This is a genomic window from Pseudomonas sp. TE12234 (assembly GCF_054061835.1).
In genome coordinates this window covers 540,065-557,205 of the sequence record NZ_JBSSEP010000001.1, presented here as the reverse complement: position 1 = coordinate 557,205, position 17,141 = coordinate 540,065, and the positions used below count along the sequence as shown (strand labels likewise).

Genomic DNA, 17,141 nt, shown 5'->3' with positions numbered 1-17,141 from the left:
CTGGAACTTTTGGGCGTACCAACGGGAGCAAGCTCCCTCGCCACAGGGATTCGGTCAGGCCAGCCCGGCAATCACAAGCAGTTCTTCCAACCCCAGCAAATCCGGCACCCTGGCCACTTGATCGCCCACTTGCACCGCTGCTTTTTCCAGCGAACACAGCGGCACGTCGACATAGCTCAATTGACTGTCGAGCTTGTACGAGCGGGGAATTCCCTGGACCAGCATGGCGATGAATTTCAGCTCGGGGCGGCCGCCGAGGGCGTTGAGGATGACGATCCGCGCGCGCTCTCCGATGACGACTTTACTGCCGCACGCCGACTCGAAACTGAGCAGCGGGATTTGCCGGTTGCGCCACGGTACTCGCCCCAGATACCAGGGCGGCGTGTCGAGGTCGAACGCGGCGGGCTGGTAGTCGATCAGTTCGGCGACCGCAACGTTGGGCAGGATCAGGTTGCGGTCGGCCAGGGGCAGCAAAAGGCCGGTGAGGTGGCTGGTGCGCGGGTTGATCAGCCGCTCAAGCATGGGTTTTGCTCCATAGGGCAATGCTTTCGAGCAGTACCGATTCCTGGTACGGCTTGCCGAGGTAGTCGTTGACACCGATGGCCATGGCGCGGTCGCGGTGTTTCTGGCCGGTGCGGGAGGTGATCATGATGATGGGCAGGTGCTGAAAACGCTCGTCACTGCGGACTTGCCTGGCCACTTCGAAACCGTCCATGCGCGGCATTTCGATGTCGAGCAGCATCACGTCCGGCCTGTGCTCTTCGAGCAACAACATGGCGTCGACGCCGTCCTTGGCCGTCAGCACGTTCATGCCATGGCGTTCGAGCAAGCGGCTGGTGACCTTGCGTACGGTCACCGAGTCATCGACCACCATGATCAGCAACGGCCGTTGCGGCTCGGGCTCGAGATCGTGATTGGCCGGACGCTGTGGCACATGCGCTTGCAGGGCGCGGATCGGCGCCAGCAAATCCAGAATCAGCACCACCCGGCCATCGCCCAGGATCGTCGCGCCAGACACGCCCTGCACGGCCGCGAACTGCGGGCCGAGGCTCTTGACCACGATCTCGCGAGTGCCGGCCATGGCGTCGACCAACACCGCGATGTGCCGCTCGTTGCACTGCACCAGCAGCACCGGCAGCGGCAGGTTCTGGCCCAGCAACCTCGGCCGTGGACTGGTTTTCAACAGTTCGCCCAGGTAGCACAGTTCATAGCGTTGCCCGGCGTATTCATAGGTCGGCGGGTCGAGGCGGAAGTGCCCTTCGAGTTCGTTGGGCAGCACACGGACGATCCCGTCGATGGTGTTCAATGGGATCGCGTATTGATCCTCGCCACATTGCACCATCAGCGCGCGGTTGACCGACACCGTGAACGGCAGGCGAATGCGGAAATGCACGCCCTGCCCCGGCACGGAATCAATACTCATGCTGCCACCCAGTTGCCGGACTTCTTCGTGCACGACATCCATGCCGACGCCGCGCCCGGAAATCTGGGTGATTTTCTCGGCCGTGGAGAACCCCGGCTGCAGGATGAATTGCAGCACGTCGCGGTCGCTGATTTCGCTGTTCGGGTCGAGCAGACCGCGCTTGATCGCCTTGCGCCGCACCGCCTCCAGCGGCACGCCGGCACCGTCGTCGCGGATATCGAAAATGATGTCGCCACCCTCGCGCGACAGGTCGAGGGTGATCCGTCCCTGGGCCGGTTTACCCGCCGCTATCCGCGCCTCGGCAGATTCCAGGCCATGGTCCACGGCGTTGCGCAGCATGTGCTCCAGCGGCGCCGCCATGCGTTCGAGCACGTTGCGATCCATCTCGCCTTCGGCGTTTTCGACGATGAACTCAACGTCCTTGCCCAACTCCTCGGAAACCTGACGCACGATGCGTTTCAAGCGCGGCAGCATCTTTTCGAACGGCACCATGCGCGTGCGCATCAGGCCTTCCTGCAGCTCGGTGTTGATACGGCCCTGCTGTTGCAGCAGGTTTTCCGCGTCCTGATTGCGCCGGTCGAGGGTTTCCTTGAGGTCGAGCAGGTCGGAAGCGGACTCGAACAGTGCCCGCGACAGTTGCTGCAATTGTGAGTGACGGTCCATTTCCAGGGGATCGAACTCTTCGTAACCCAGGCGTTCGGCGTCGACTTGCTGGCGACTGAGGATCCGGCCCTGGGTTTCGATATCGAGCCGGCGCAACTGATCGCGCATCCGCTCGATGGTGGTTTCCATCTCGTTCAGGGCGATTTGCGCATCGCTGACCTGCTGCTCGATGCGGCCGCGAACAATCGATGACTCGCCGGCCAGGTTCACCAGGTCATCGAGCAGTTCCGCCGAGACTTTGACCATGTCGGCGCCGGCATCGGGTTGCAGCGGGGCTTCGGCTTTTGCGGCGACGGGCAGCGCGATTGGCGCGGGCGTTTCAGGCAGCGCCGGGTGGCTGAAATTCTTGATCGCGTCGATCAGTCGATCGGCCGGCGGCAAGGGTTCGCCGGCGCGGGTCGCGTCGAGCATTTGCGCCAGTCGGTCATGGCTGCGTTGCAGCAGCTCGAACAACGCCGCCGTGGGTTTCAGTACTCCGGCGGATAAACCTTCGTAGAGAAATTCCAGCTCATGGGCCAAATCGCCGATCGGGGTGATCTCCACCATGCGTGCGCCGCCCTTGAGCGTGTGCAGGTCGCGCAGCAGGGTTTCCACTTCCTGACGATTCGACGGCTCGGCCTGCCAGCGCACCAGCGCCGCACCAGAGCTTTCGATGATGTCGAAACCTTCCTCAAGGAAGATGTCCAGCAACTCGCTGTCGTGATGGGCCGAGTCATTGCTGGCCGCCGGCTCGATCAGATCGGCATGGCCTGCGTGTCCCTGGCGGAACGCACGGATCGCTTCGATCAGTTCGCCCGGATCGTCGAGGGGTTGATGCTGTTGAAGCTGTTCAAGCAAATGCGCCAAGCGATCGTGGCTGTGTTGCAACAAAGAAGCGAGCCCGTCGCTGTAGCTGTACCGGCGGTCCACCAAGCCTTCGTAAAGGCTTTCCAGTTCATGGGCCAGATCGCCGACCGGCTCGACCTCGGCCATGCGCGCGCCGCCTTTGAGGGTGTGCAAATCCCGTTGCAAGGACGACAGCGGCGCGGCATTGGACGGCTCGCTTAACCAGCGCTGCAAGGCCGGGCCGGCGCTTTCAAGGATATCCGCGGCTTCTTCGAGGAAGATCGAAACGATCTCGTCGTCCGGCTCGCGTTCCCTTGTAGGAGCGAGCCTGCTCGCGATGGATTCACAGGCGCCGCGTTTATCCTGCGATAACGCATCATCGTTGACGACCATCGCTGGCAAGCCAGCGCCCACAGGGGGCAGGGAGTTTTCAAGTTCGGCGGTGGCATCAGACAGTTCGCGGATGCTCAGGGTACGGCTGCCATCGCTACGGATCAGGCCCATGGCCGACGGGTCGAGGCTCTGATCGAGCAAGCCGTGCAACGCGCGAATCCGTTCCGGGCGCGGACTGACTTCCTGGCCGGCAGCCAGTTCGTCGAGCATGTTGATCAGCGCTTCATGGGCACTTTGCGCTTCATGGAAAAACGTCTCGCTGACCGCCAGGCTGCTTTCTTCCACGGCACCGTAAAGGTCGAGCAAGGCTTCGCACAGCTCATCCACCGGATGCAAATCAGCCAGGTGTGCACCTTCGCCGAGGGTGGTCAATTCATCCAGCAGCGCACTGAGTTCCTGGCGTTCGCCGGGGTGTTGCTGCCAGCGTTGCAACAGGCTTTCGGCGTCCAGCAGGATGTCCATGCCCTGGGCCAGAAAGTTGTTGATCAACTGCGGATCGCGCTTGATGCGCAGACCTGTGTTCGGGGTGTTCGACAGGCTGGCCAGACGTTCGGCCAACAAGGCCTGGGTGCGTTCGATCAATGCCGCCGCGTCAGGGATCTCGGCCAACGGGTCCGACTTCAATTGGCGCAAACCGAGGCGGAACAAACCTTCGGCTTCCAACAGCAATTCGACTTCGTCCAGGTCGAGGGCGATCTGGTGGGCCTTGTATTCCCGGGCCAGTTGATCCAGCGGCGCGGCGAGCTCGGCAATCGGCAACACCCCGGCCATCGACGCACTGCCCTTGAGGGTGTGCAAGGCGCGCTGCAATTCATCGCTGGCCTGTAACGGCACGTGCTCGGCAGCCTGATCCAGAAAGCGATTGAGACTGCTCAAATGGGATTCGGCTTCTTTGCGGAAGATCTCCAGCAACAAAGGATCGAGGGCCGCGACGTCCTGGGTATCTTCATCGGCGGCCAATGCCTCGCCCTTGGCCAGGGCATGGGCCCGGGCGGCCAGTTGGTCGACGTCGTTACGCTGGCGTTGGGCATTGGCGGCAAATTCGGCCACCAGCTCCGGCAACAGCGTCAACACATCGCCCAGCAGTTGTTGCACCGCAGCGCCCGGGGCGACGCTGTGTTCCAGCACACGGTTGAGCAGGTTTTCCACGGCCCAGGCCAGTTCGCCGAGCACCAGTGCCCGGACCATTCGGCCGCTGCCCTTCAGCGTATGGAAAGCGCGACGCACTTCCCCAAGGGCTGACGGGTCATCAGGGTTGGCCGACCAGCGCGGCAGGTATTCCCGCAGGATGTCCAGCACCTCGTCGGTCTCTTCGAGGAACACTTCGCGCAACTCGTCATCCACCGGTGTTTCGCCGGCAGGCGGCGGCAACAGGCTGCCCGGTGTGGTCTGGGCGGGCGGGTTGAGTGCCGACACCGGGCTGGCCAACACATCCGCCAGGGTCTGGACGACGGCCGGGGTGTCCAGTTCCTGCCTCTGCTGCATGACCTGCGCTTCGCTCGGACTCAGTACATCCTCGAGCACCGGCACATGCTGTTCGCTAGGGAAGAAACCGAGTGACGCCAGGCTTTTTTCGGCGATATCGAGCAACGACTCACCGGGTGCTTCCGGGTCATCATTGAGGCGCTCCAGATAGTATTCGAGGCTGGCGATCACGTCGGCCAGGCTGTCCAGTTCCTGCCAGCCGGGCTGACCGGGATCGAGCAGCAGGTGCTCGCGGATGAAGTGATTGCAGGTTTCGATCAGGCTGGCCGCGCGGCTCAACGGAATCATCGCCAGCGCACCGCGAACCTGGGTCAGCAAGGCCGGCAGCGCCTGTAAATGCTGACGGTCCCAGTCGGCGTCGATGTAGTCGACGATCATGTCCTTGGCCTGTTGCAGGCAGATGCGCGCTTCCTTGATCACGATCTGGTGAATCTGCGTCAGGTCGGTGGTTGGCAGACGGCTTTCTTCCTGACTCTCCGGCTCCACGGTGCCGACCATGCCGGCCAGCGTCGCTTCGACGTAGAGCAAGGCCCCGGCGACGTCCATGAGAATCGCGTCATCGGGTGCGCGCTGGCCCTGGGTGAGGCTCAGGACCACGGCCAATTGGTCAATGATGACCTTGCGCGGCTGACCGAAACCCAACACCGCCAGGGTGTCGGCGATTTGCCGCAGCGGCGCCAGCAGGCTGTCGAGATCGGAAGCGTGTTGACGGTCGCTGCGCACGAACAGGTCCAGGCGCTCCTTGACCCGCACCAGCTCTTCGCACAGTGCTGTCAGTACCGAACGCATGGCGTCGCGGTCAGGCCCTGCCAGTCGTGCACGTTCCTCATCGACCATTGCGCTGTCAGGCAGCGCGTCATCCAGTCCGTAGCGATCTTTCATGGTCAGCATCTGCCCGGTGGGGTGTTCGGCTTTGGCTATGTAGAACAGCAAACTCTTGAGCAGCTCCGGCGGCGCCGGTTGATTGATGGCAGGCATGCCCTGTTCGAGCAGGCGCTTGAGTTCTTTGTCGGCTTCCTTGAACAGGCTGCGCAAGGCAGGGCTGTTGGCAATCGCACCGGCGCGCATGCCTTCGACCAGCGCCGCGGCGATCTGCCACAACGGGCTCAGGGGTGCGTTACCGCACAGGCTTTCGAGGCGATTGAATACCTTGGCCAGATAACCGAGGTTGGTCTCGTCATCCTGCTCGCGGAGCAAGCCGACCAGGGCCATCTGCAGCATTTGCCGCAATTTGCGCAGCACGCCCGGCAGGTCCGGCGGTTCCAGATGCGCCAGCGACGCTTCGTCCAGCGGCGGCAGATCGGGCAGCAGCGGGCTGAACAGGCTGGTTTCCGACAACAGGCCTTCGCCACGGGCGCTGCGCAGGTCGTTGATCAGCGGCAGCACCACCAGCGGCAGGTCGCGTCGCGCACCCTGGACCCGGTCGAGGTACATCGGCAGTTGCCCCAAGGCTTGCATCAGCAGGTGCAGCGCCTCGTCACGATGGCTGACGCGGCCCTGTTGCAGGGCGCTTACAAGCTGCTCCATCTCTTCGGCGAGCAGGGCCGCGCCGTAGAATTCGACCATCTGCAAACTGCCGTGAACCTGATGAATGTACGCCAGGCAATCGCCCAGCGCGTGCGTCGCCTGCGGATCATCCAGCAGGGTTTCGATGGCGTGATGAGCCTGCTTCAGCGTTTCGGCAATCTCGCCTTTGACCCATTCGAGGGCCACATAGTCGTGCCGATCACCCATAACCACCTCAGTTACCACTTCAGTCAAAATGCCAACGCCCGCAGGCGGTTCAAGCTTTGTCCGTCGCCTGCGCCTTGGCGGCCGGCAAGGTGAAACCGGACACCGACCGCCGCAACTGGCTGGCCATCTTCGCCAGGTTGCCAATGCTCTCGGCAGTGGCGGTGGAACCTGACGAGGTCTGCGTCGTGATTTGCTGGATCACATTCATCGTCAGGGAGATCTGACCGGCAGACGACGTCTGTTGTTGTGCGGCATTGGAAATACTCTGGATCAGTGCCGCCAGGGTCTTGGAAACCCCTTCGATTTCTTCCAGGGCCACACCCGCATCCTGCGCCAGCCGGGCGCCCCGCACCACTTCGGTGGTGGTCTGTTCCATGGAAATCACGGCTTCGTTGGTGTCGGTCTGAATCGCCCGTACCAGGGTTTCGATCTGCCGGGTCGCCGCAGATGAGCGCTCGGCCAGACGCTGCACTTCATCGGCGACCACCGCGAAACCGCGCCCTGCATCACCGGCCATGGACGCCTGGATCGCCGCATTGAGGGCGAGGATGTTGGTTTGATCGGCAATGTCATCGATCAGGCTGACAATGTCGCCGATTTCCTGGGAAGACTCGCCAAGACGTTTGATCCGTTTGGCGGTGTCCTGAATCTGTTCACGGATGTTGTCCATGCCGTGGATGGTGTTGTGCACCACCTCGTTGCCCTTGTTGGCGATTTCCACCGAGCGTTCGGCCACCGCCGACGACTCGGCAGCGTTGGCCGACACCTGGTCGATGGATTCGGCCATCTCATTGATGGCGGTAGAGGCTTCGGCAATCTGCTGCGCCTGATGCTCCGACGCCTGCGCCAGGTGCATGGCGGTGGCCTGGGTTTCCTGCACCGCGGCCGCCACCTGGCCGGCCGTCAGGTTGATGGTCGCCACCAGGTCGCGCAGTTGATCCACGGAGTAATTGATCGAGTCGGCGATCGTGCCGGTGAAATCTTCGGTGACCGATGCCGTGACCGTCAGGTCGCCATCGGCCAGGTCCTCGATCTCGTCGAGCAGACGCATGATCGCGTTCTGGTTGCGCTCGTTTTTCTCGGCGGTTTCCCGTAGCTGGCGATTGGTTTCACGCACCATCACCAGGCCGATGAGGATGATGGAGGCCAACGCCAACAGACCCAGCACGTAACCGCCAATGGTGTCGGTGGTGCGCCCGCCCGCCAGGTTTTCGAAACCGTTGGCCAGGTGCGAGGCTTCATCGAGCAGGGTTTGCGACAGGCTGAAAATGTTGGTGGCCGATTCGCGCACCTTGAACAGTTCGGGCGAGGTTTCGAGGATTTCATCCACTGAACCCGAGACAAACTCGAACAGCTCGGAAATTTCGGTCAGTCGCGCGCGCGCATCGCGGTCTTCGACCTGGCTGATCCTCTGCGACAGGTTGCCCTGGAGCATGCCGTTGAGCACCAGGCCGAAACGCGCCGCGTCGCGACCGAAAGCGTCGGCGGCCTGTTGCGAATTTTCATCGCCGGACAACACCGTGTTCACCGCGCCGAGAATCCGCTCAGCCAGCAGCGATTGACGTTGGGCCATCGCCACCTGACCCGCCGGAGCACCGCGCTGCAGGAGGATTTCCACCACCTTTTCGTATTCGACCTGCAACTGCGGCACGGTTTCGGCGAGGGTGGCGGCCACCTGATGCAGCGACAACACGGTCTGCTCGCTGGAGAGAATGGCGTCGGTGTTTTTCAGCAGGCGCTCCCAATCCAGTTGCACGGCGCGCATTTCCGGGCGCACGGTCGCCGGCGCTGGCGGCAAGCCGGTCGCCGGATCGCCTTTTTTCAGATAGCCCCAGCGCTGGGCAAAATCGTTGCGCGCATCGCTGAGCAGCTTGAATGCCGCAGCCTTGCCGGCGGCGGCCTCGGTGGCGTTTTTGGCAATGCGCTGGGACAGCACGCGCAATTCGCCAGCGTGGCCGATGTACTGCTTATCGTAAGTGGCCTGGGTGTTGAGGTACGCGAAGTTGGCGAACAACAGCATGATGAAGATGATCAGTGCGATAAACAGCACAATGATCTGCGACCGGCTGCGCGACCCTTCCATTGGCTTGCCTGCTTTTGCTTTTATCATCGGTCACCAACACCCTTTAAAGCTTGCCGAAGTACCTGTGGGAGCGAGCCTGCTCGCGATTCAGGCGCCGCGGCGCATCAGGAAAACCGCGTTATCGTTCAATCGCGAGCAGGCTCGCTCCCACAGGGTTTACAGGGCCACGTTCATGAATCCTTGCGAGCGTACCAGCGCAAACGGGCTGAACACCCGCCAACTCTGCTCGCCCTGGAAACAGCCTTCAACAAATGCCGCCATCGGCCCCTGCAATTCGTCAGCGGGCACGGCCTTCAGGCTGTCCTGAGCAAAGTGCTGCAGGCCGAAGACTTCGTCGACCATCAAGCCGGCAAACACATCTTCGTACTCCACCACCAATACCCGTCGCTGCCTTCGCGCGGTCGACAGTTCGTAACCAAAGAAGCCACACAGGTCCATGATCGGCAACAACCGTCCGCGCAGGTTAGCCACGCCCTTGACCCAAGGCTTGACCCCGGGCAGTTGCGTAAAGCGCGGCTCGTGCAACACCTCGCCGACTTCGCTCATGGGCGCAACATACCAGTGCTCGCCCACGCGAAAGCCGATGCCACTCCAGCTGTCCTGCCGGGGTGGCTGGGACGGCAAGTCCGCGGCCAGCAGACGACAACGCTGGTCAATCTGCAGCAGCAGCTCGAAGGCAGTCAGCGACTCGGTCATGACCGGACAATCAACCGGGCAGGACGTTGTTCAGGGTCTTGATCAGGGTTTCTTCGTCGACGGGCTTGGTCAGGTAGTCCCTGGCCCCCTGGCGTGTGCCCCAGACCTTGTCGGTTTCCTGATCCTTGGTGGTGATGATGATCACCGGGATGTGCCCGGTTTCCGGGTCTTTGGTCAACTGACGGGTCGCCTGGAAACCGTTGAGGCCGGGCATGACGATGTCCATCAGCACCGCGTCGGGCTTTTCCAGGCGGGCCAGGGCCACGCCGTCGGCGCCGTTTTCGGCTTTCAATACTTCATGACCGTGCTTTTCCAGCATGCCGGTCAGTTTGTACATCTCAGTCGGCGAATCATCGACGATCAGAATACGAGCCATGGTCTTCCCCATTCTTGTCGACGCAAGGCCCGTTGGCCGAGCGTCACTGTAGGTGTCTTACTGCGGCAAAACGGCGGCAAAGCCCGGAACATGGGCCTGGATCGCGTTCAGCAGTTCTTCCTTGCTGAAAGGCTTGGTCAAAAACTGGTCGGAGCCGACGATACGCCCCTTGGCCTTGTCGAACAGCCCGTCCTTGGACGACAGCATAATCACTGGCGTGGACTTGAAAGCCGGGTTGTTCTTGATTAATGCGCAGGTTTGATAGCCATCCAGACGCGGCATCATGATGTCGACAAAGATGATGCCAGGGTGATTGTCGGCGATCTTGGCCAGGGCATCGAATCCGTCGATGGCCGTGATCACTTCACAGCCCACGTTTTTCAAGAGCGTTTCGGCGGTTCGGCGAATCGTCTTCGAATCGTCGATGACCATGACCTTCAAGGCGCTGGAATGCTGTTCCATAAATGCTCTACCGTCGCCTTTGCGAATCAAATTGTCCGTTTGCCGGTTAATGGCGGCCAGAAACCCTTGATACTCAAGGGCCAGTACAACTTGGCAGTCTTTTTAGCACAGTCTCCAACACCAATCTATCGGCCAACCTTCGAGGTGGTTTTTCCTTGACCGGGAACACACTCAGCGCCACTCTGACGCCACTTTACGGCCTGATCTTTTGTAGGAGCGAGCCGGCTCCGGGCGGCGTTCCGACGATGGTCGTCAACGATGACGCAGGCCGGCTGGAAAAATGCGGCGCCCTCAAGCCTATCGCGAGCAGGCTCGCTCCTACAGGTCATTCATACGCCCCCAACTTTCGAGGAAACACCCATGAGCGTTCGCGTCGGGATTGTCATGGACCCTATTGCCGGCATTTCCTATAAAAAGGATAGCTCGCTGGCCATGCTGCTGGCTGCGCAGAAGCGCGGCTGGGAACTGTTCTATATGGAGCAGCGTGACCTGTACCAGGCCGAAGGCCAGGCACGGGCGCGGATGCGTCCGCTGAAGGTCTTCGCCAATCCGGAAAAATGGTTCGAACTGGACGCCGAGCAGGACAATCTGCTGAGCGATCTGGACGTGATCCTGATGCGCAAGGATCCGCCGTTCGACATGGAGTTCGTCTACACCACGTATCTGCTCGAGCAAGCCGAAAGCGCTGGCGTGCTGGTGGTCAACAAACCGCAGAGCCTGCGTGACTGCAACGAAAAACTGTTCGCCACGCTGTTCCCGCAGTGCACGCCGCCGACCATCGTCAGCCGTCGCCCGGATGTGCTGCGCGAATTCGCTGACCACCATGGCGACGTGATCCTCAAGCCGCTGGACGGCATGGGCGGCTCGTCGATCTTCCGCCACACCGCGGGCCACCCGAACCTGTCGGTGATCCTCGAGACCCTGACCCTGCACGGTCAACAGCAGATCATGATCCAGGGTTACCTGCCCGCCATCGTCGATGGTGACAAACGCATCCTGATGATCGACGGCGAACCGGTGGACTACTGCCTGGCGCGCATTCCCGCTGCCGGCGAAACCCGTGGCAACCTGGCCGCCGGTGGCCGTGGCGAAGCGCGTCCGCTGACCGAAAAAGACCGCTGGATCGCCGCGCAAGTCGGCCCGACCCTGCGCGAAAAGGGCCTGCTGTTCGTAGGCCTGGACGTGATCGGCGAACATCTGACGGAAATCAACGTCACCAGCCCGACCTGCATTCGCGAGATCGACAACGCCTTTGGCACCGACATCGGCGGCCTGCTGATGGATGCCATCGATCAGAAGCTCAAGGCTCGTTGAAAAGCCAAACCAACATTGCGTTATCATGCGCGGCCTGTGAAAACGCGATGTTGGTTTCCTTGTCATGACACTCCCGTCCGATCTGCCCGCCGAACTCGCCCACCGTGGCGTGCGCCCGGCCGATCGCCTCGGTTTTACCCTGTTTCTCGCGGCGCTGATTCACCTGGCCTTGCTGCTGGGTGTCGGCTTCACGATGGTCGAGCCCCAGCAGATCAGCAAAACCCTGGAAATCACCCTCGCCACTTTCAAAAGCGAAAAGAAGCCTGAGAAAGCTGATTTCCTCGCCCAGGAAAACCAGCAAGGCAGCGGCACCCTGGATAAAAAGGCCATTCCCAAGACCACCGAGGTCGCGCCGTTCCAGGACAACAAGGTGCAGAAAGTCACGCCACCGCCGGCGGCCAAGCCTGAAGTGCGGGACGCTCCGCCCAAGGCTGCCGTGACCACCGTCGCGCCGAAGCCGAAAAAAACCGCCGCCAAGACCGAAGAACCCAAAACCGACATCAAACCCGCGGTCGCCGCGCCGACGTTTGACACCGAACAGTTATCCAGCGACATCGCCAGCCTGGAAGCGGAACTGGCCAACGAACAACAGTTGTACGCCAAGCGCCCGCGCATCCATCGCCTGAGCGCCGCCTCGACCATGAAAGACAAGGGCGCCTGGTACAAGGACGAATGGCGCAAGAAGGTCGAGCGCATCGGCAACCTCAATTACCCGGACGAAGCCCGGCGCAAGCAGATTTACGGCAATTTGCGCCTGATGGTGTCGATCAACCGGGACGGTTCGCTGTATGAGGTGCTGGTGCTGGAGTCTTCCGGGCAACCGTTGCTCGATCAGGCGGCCCAGCGCATCGTGCGGCTGGCCGCGCCCTTTGCTCCGTTTACCGGGGATCTGTCGGATATTGACCGCCTGGAAATCATTCGCACCTGGAAGTTTGCCCGCGGCGATCGCCTCTCAAGCAACTGATACCAATCCAAATCCCCCTGCAGGAGCGAGCTTGCTCGCGATAAACCTGAGAGCACCGCGTAGTATCAACCTTGCGGCGTTATCGTTGACGACCATCGCGAGCAGGCTCGCTCCTACAGGGATTGTGTCGCCAACAGCAATTTGCGGCATTTCCTGCGCATCCCCAGCTTGTCAGTTCGCCCCTCCAACGCCACACTAGCGCTCATGAAAAACGTCAGCCCCAGCTACCTCAAGCACCACTTCCTGATCGCCATGCCACACATGGTCGACCCGAACTTTGCGCACACCTTGACCTACATCGTCGAGCACACGGCCAATGGTGCCATGGGGCTGGTGGTCAACCGTCCGCAGGACCTGAACCTGGCCGATATCCTCGAGCAATTGCGCCCGGATATCGAACCTCCTGCACTCTGCCAGCACGTGCCGATTTTCATCGGCGGCCCGGTGCAGACCGATCGCGGGTTTGTCCTGCATCCCTCGGGGCAGCGCTATCAGGCGACCGTTGATCTGGAAGGCGATTTATCCCTGTCGACCTCCCAGGATGTACTGTTCGCCATCGCCGATGGCGTCGGCCCGGCGAAAAGCCTGATCGCCCTCGGGTATGCCGGTTGGGAAGCCGGGCAACTGGAAGCCGAACTGGCGCAGAACGCCTGGCTGACCTGCCCGTTCGACGCTGACGTTCTGTTCAACACCAGCAGTGAATTGCGCCTGGAAGCGGCCGCCAAACATTTGGGCGTCAACCTCAGCCTGCTCACCAGCCAGGCGGGGCACGCCTGATGGCCCTGCGGCTGATCCTGGGATTCGACTACGGCACCAAACAGATCGGCGTTGCGGTAGGCCAGGTGATTACCGGCCAGGCCCGCGAACTGTGCACCCTGAAAGCGCAGAACGGCATTCCCGACTGGGATCAGGTCGAAGCCCTGATCAAGGAATGGAAGCCCGACGCCGTGGTGGTCGGCCTGCCGTTGAACATGGACGGCACGCCCAGCGACATGTGCGCCCGCGCGGAAAAGTTCGCCCGCCGCCTGAACGGTCGTTTCAATCTGCCCTTCTATACCCACGACGAACGCCTGACCACGTTCGAAGCCAAAGGCGAACGACGTGATCGTGGCGGCCAGAAAGGCAGTTACCGCGATAACCCGGTCGATGCCATCGCCGCCGCCCTGTTGCTGCAAGGCTGGCTCGACGAAAACAGCGCATTGTTCGAATCCTGATGCACCTAACCCTGAAGAGTCGCCACGCGCCTCTTTTAGCTACAACCCGAGCCAAGCCCAGCACAACCCGACTCGGGTCCAAGAAGGAGCAACCATGAGCCTGCCCAATCCCACCGAACTGATCAGCCAGATGGCGATCCGTCTCAAGGCACACCTGGAACACCGTGGCATCAGCGAACCGCGTTTCATCGGTATTCGTACCGGCGGCGTCTGGGTCGCCCAGGCCCTGCTCAAAGAGCTGGGCAGCCATGAGCCCCTCGGCACGCTCGATGTTTCCTTCTACCGCGACGACTTCAGCCAGAACGGCCTGCACCCGCAAGTGCGTCCGTCTGCCCTGCCGTTCGAAATCGAAGGCCAGCACCTGGTGCTGATCGACGACGTACTGATGAGCGGCCGGACCATCCGCGCGGCCATGAACGAACTCTTCGACTACGGGCGTCCGGCCAGCGTGACGCTGGTCTGCCTGCTGGACCTGGACGCCGGCGAGCTGCCGATCCGCCCGAACGTGGTCGGTGCGACGCTGTCACTCGCCGCCCACGAGCGCGTGAAGCTGTCCGGCCCGGAGCTCAAGCTCGAAGTGCAAGACCTCGCCCTTTAATTCGCCCTATTGAGAGTCCCCCTTGCGATGACGCCTCTAGAAACCAAGCGCCCGCTGCAGCTCAATGATCAGGGCCAGCTGCGCCACTTCCTCTCGCTCGACGGTTTGCGCCGCGAGCTGCTGACGGAAATCCTCGACACCGCCGACTCGTTCCTCGAAGTCGGCGCCCGGGCGGTGAAGAAAGTCCCGCTGCTGCGCGGCAAGACCGTGTGCAACGTGTTCTTCGAGAACTCCACCCGAACCCGCACCACCTTCGAACTGGCGGCCCAGCGCCTGTCGGCTGACGTGATCACTTTGAACGTGTCCACGTCGTCGGCGAGCAAGGGTGAAACCCTGCTCGACACCTTGCGCAACCTGGAAGCCATGGCGGCCGACATGTTCGTCGTGCGTCACGGTGACTCCGGCGCCGCACACTTCATCGCCGAGCATGTCTGCCCGCAAGTGGCGATCATCAACGGCGGCGACGGTCGTCACGCCCACCCGACCCAGGGCATGCTCGACATGCTTACCATCCGCCGGCACAAGGGCGGCTTCGAGAACCTCTCGGTGGCCATCGTCGGCGACATCCTGCACTCGCGGGTGGCGCGCTCGAACATGCTCGCGCTGAAGACCCTGGGCTGCCCCGATATCCGCGTAATCGCCCCGAAAACCCTGCTGCCGATCGGTATCGAGCAATACGGCGTGAAGGTCTACACCGACATGACCGAAGGCCTGAAAGACGTCGACGTGGTGATCATGTTGCGCCTGCAGCGCGAACGCATGACCGGCGGCCTGCTGCCAAGCGAAGGCGAGTTCTACCGCCTGTTCGGCCTGACCACCGCGCGCCTGGCCGGCGCCAAGCCCGATGCCATCGTGATGCACCCGGGGCCGATCAACCGTGGCGTGGAAATTGAGTCGGCGGTGGCCGACGGCCCGCACTCGGTGATCCTCAATCAGGTGACCTACGGCATCGCCATTCGTATGGCCGTGCTGTCCATGGCCATGAGCGGGCAGACAGCCCAGCGCCAATTCGAGCAGGAGAACGCCCAGTGAAGCTCAGCATTCTCGGCGCCCGCGTGATCGATCCAGCCAGCGGCCTGGATCAAGTAACCGATATCCACATTGAAGCCTGCAAGATCGTCGCCATTGGCGCCGCACCGGCCGGTTTTGTCGCCGTCGACACCCTCGACGCCAAAGGCCTGGTGGCCGCCCCTGGCCTGGTTGACCTCAACGTTGCCCTGCGCGAGCCGGGCTACAGCCGTAAAGGTTCGATCGTCAGCGAAACCCGCGCAGCCGCGGCCGGTGGCGTGACCAGCCTGTGCTGCCCGCCAAAAACCAAACCGGTACTGGACACCTCGGCGGTGGCCGAACTGATCCTCGACCGCGCCCGCGAGGCCGGCAACACCAAAGTCTTCCCGATCGGCGCCCTGAGCAAAGGCCTGGACGGCGAACAGCTGGCAGAGCTGGTCGCGCTGCGCGATGCCGGCTGCGTAGCCTTCGGCAACGGACTGGAGAGCTTCCGCAACACCCGCACCCTGTGCCGGGCACTGGAGTACGCGGCAACCTTCGACCTGACGGTGATTTTCAACTCCCAGGACCATGATCTGGCCGAGGGTGGTTTGGCCCACGAAGGCCCGACCGCCAGCTTCCTCGGCTTGCCGGGTATTCCGGAAACCGCCGAGACCGTGGCCCTGGCCCGGGACCTGCTGCTGGTCGAGCAAACCGGCGTGCGCGCGCACTTCAGCCAGCTCACCAGCGCTCGCGGTGTGGCCCTGATCGCCCAGGCCCAGGCCCGCGGCCTGAAGGTTACGGCGGATGTCGCCCTGTACCAGCTGATCCTGACGGACGAAGCGCTGATCGACTTCAACAGCCTGTATCACGTCCAGCCTCCGCTCCGTACCCGCGCCGACCGCGAGGGCCTGCGCGCGGCAGTGAAGTCGGGCGTGGTTTCGGCGATTTCCAGCCACCACCAACCCCACGAGCGCGATGCCAAACTGGCGCCGTTCGGTGCCACCGAGCCCGGCATCAGCAGCGTCGAACTGCTGCTGCCATTGGCGATGACACTGGTGGAAGACGGTTTGCTGGACTTGCCGACCCTGCTGGCGCGCCTTGGCGCCGGTCCTGCCGAGGCCTTGCGCCTGCCGGCGGGCAAACTGGCGGTGGGTGGTGCGGCGGATATCGTGCTGTTCGACCCTGCAGCCTCGACCGTGGCCGGGGAAACCTGGCTGTCCAAAGGCGAGAACTGCCCGTTCATCGGACACAGCCTGCCGGGTCTGGTGCGTTACACCCTGGTGGATGGACGGATCAGCCACCAGGCGTAAGACCTGTGGCGAGGGAGCTTGCTCCCGCCAGGGTGCGTAGCGGCCTCAAGATGGGCCTGCTACGCAGTCCAGCGGGAGCAAGCTCCCTCGCCACAATTAATCAGCGGTTCTGCGCATTACGCAGCGAAACCTGATCATTCAGCGTCCAGAAGTCATACAGCACTCCCACGAAGAACAGCCCCCCCGTCAGCAGGTAGATCAAGCCGCTGATCCATTTCCCCTGATACATCCGGTGCACACCGAACACCCCGAGAAACGTCAGCAGAATCCAGGCAACGTTGTATTCGATCGGTCCGGCGTTGAACCGAAGATCAGCCTCACGGTCCATGGACGGGATCAGAAACAGGTCGATCAACCAGCCGATCCCCAGCAAGCCAAAAGTGAAGAACCAGATCGTCCCCGTGACCGGCTTGCCGTAATAAAAGCGGTGAGCCCCGGTGAAACCGAAAATCCACAGCAGATAGCCGATCACTTTGCTGTGGGTATCTTGATGGGGAACAGGTTGTTGATAGGTGTTCATGGATGACCTCGATTCACGCGATAGATAAATATTCTTGAATTCTTTGTGACTTTTTTACGAGCACCCGACGTATGGCAAATGGTACGTTGTC

At 62.0% G+C, this 17,141-nt stretch carries 14 protein-coding genes; 7 read left to right on the top strand and 7 right to left on the bottom strand.

The window, feature by feature from the left end:
- Positions 1-54: 54 nt before the first annotated feature.
- From ACVWYU_RS02620 to pilG, 6 genes are all read right to left on the bottom strand, one after another.
- Positions 55-522 (bottom strand): chemotaxis protein CheW, encoded by a 468-nt coding sequence (locus tag ACVWYU_RS02620; RefSeq protein WP_457371832.1) that lies wholly within the window; start codon positions 520-522, stop codon positions 55-57.
- On the bottom strand, positions 515-6,523 hold the full coding sequence (locus ACVWYU_RS02615; RefSeq protein WP_457371831.1) for an Hpt domain-containing protein: 6,009 nt from the start codon (positions 6,521-6,523) through the stop codon (positions 515-517). The genes ACVWYU_RS02620 and ACVWYU_RS02615 overlap by 8 nt, the downstream gene beginning before the upstream one ends.
- Before the next feature lie 49 nt (positions 6,524-6,572).
- On the bottom strand, positions 6,573-8,633 hold the full coding sequence (locus ACVWYU_RS02610; protein ID WP_425524285.1) for a methyl-accepting chemotaxis protein: 2,061 nt from the start codon (positions 8,631-8,633) through the stop codon (positions 6,573-6,575).
- Positions 8,634-8,762: 129 nt separating this feature from the next.
- Positions 8,763-9,302, bottom strand: coding sequence for a chemotaxis protein CheW (locus tag ACVWYU_RS02605; protein ID WP_090326063.1), 540 nt, complete (start codon positions 9,300-9,302; stop codon positions 8,763-8,765).
- 10 nt (positions 9,303-9,312) lie between these two features.
- Positions 9,313-9,678, bottom strand: coding sequence for a twitching motility response regulator PilH (pilH, locus tag ACVWYU_RS02600; RefSeq protein ID WP_090326066.1), 366 nt, complete (start codon positions 9,676-9,678; stop codon positions 9,313-9,315).
- Between the two features lie 57 nt (positions 9,679-9,735).
- Entirely contained in the window at positions 9,736-10,140 is a 405-nt protein-coding gene (gene pilG / locus ACVWYU_RS02595) for a twitching motility response regulator PilG (RefSeq protein ID WP_090326068.1), read from the bottom strand.
- A 360-nt stretch (positions 10,141-10,500) separates the two neighbouring features.
- Between pilG and gshB the strand changes: the two genes are divergently transcribed.
- The 7 genes from gshB to ACVWYU_RS02560 all read left to right on the top strand — a co-directional run bounded on the left by gshB (position 10,501) and on the right by ACVWYU_RS02560 (position 16,530).
- Positions 10,501-11,454 carry a glutathione synthase gene (gene gshB, locus ACVWYU_RS02590; RefSeq protein WP_247254451.1) on the top strand — a complete coding sequence of 318 codons (954 nt, stop codon included), beginning with the start codon at positions 10,501-10,503 and terminating at the stop codon, positions 11,452-11,454.
- 64 nt (positions 11,455-11,518) lie between these two features.
- Positions 11,519-12,418 (top strand): energy transducer TonB, encoded by a 900-nt coding sequence (locus ACVWYU_RS02585; RefSeq protein WP_247254450.1) that lies wholly within the window; start codon positions 11,519-11,521, stop codon positions 12,416-12,418.
- A gap of 204 nt (positions 12,419-12,622) precedes the next feature.
- Complete coding sequence (locus ACVWYU_RS02580; protein ID WP_090326075.1) at positions 12,623-13,195, top strand: YqgE/AlgH family protein; 573 nt, start codon at positions 12,623-12,625, stop codon at positions 13,193-13,195.
- Positions 13,195-13,632, top strand: a complete 438-nt coding sequence (gene ruvX / locus ACVWYU_RS02575; RefSeq protein ID WP_130206659.1) for a Holliday junction resolvase RuvX — start codon at positions 13,195-13,197, stop codon at positions 13,630-13,632. The genes ACVWYU_RS02580 and ruvX overlap by 1 nt, the downstream gene beginning before the upstream one ends.
- Before the next feature lie 94 nt (positions 13,633-13,726).
- The gene (gene pyrR / locus ACVWYU_RS02570; protein ID WP_090326079.1) at positions 13,727-14,230 is read left to right on the top strand and encodes a bifunctional pyr operon transcriptional regulator/uracil phosphoribosyltransferase PyrR; all 504 of its coding nucleotides are present in this window, start codon (positions 13,727-13,729) and stop codon (positions 14,228-14,230) included.
- A 27-nt stretch (positions 14,231-14,257) separates the two neighbouring features.
- A complete protein-coding gene (locus tag ACVWYU_RS02565; protein WP_007939362.1) occupies positions 14,258-15,262 on the top strand; it encodes an aspartate carbamoyltransferase catalytic subunit in 1,005 nt (334 codons plus the stop codon).
- Positions 15,259-16,530: a dihydroorotase gene (locus ACVWYU_RS02560; RefSeq protein WP_248914474.1), complete on the top strand. Its 1,272-nt coding sequence runs from the start codon at positions 15,259-15,261 to the stop codon at positions 16,528-16,530. The genes ACVWYU_RS02565 and ACVWYU_RS02560 overlap by 4 nt, the downstream gene beginning before the upstream one ends.
- 100 nt (positions 16,531-16,630) lie before the next feature.
- On the opposite strand, the gene ACVWYU_RS02555 is transcribed toward ACVWYU_RS02560, so the two are convergent.
- The gene (locus tag ACVWYU_RS02555; protein ID WP_090326084.1) at positions 16,631-17,050 is read right to left on the bottom strand and encodes an NINE protein; all 420 of its coding nucleotides are present in this window, start codon (positions 17,048-17,050) and stop codon (positions 16,631-16,633) included.
- Positions 17,051-17,141: the final 91 nt, after the last annotated feature.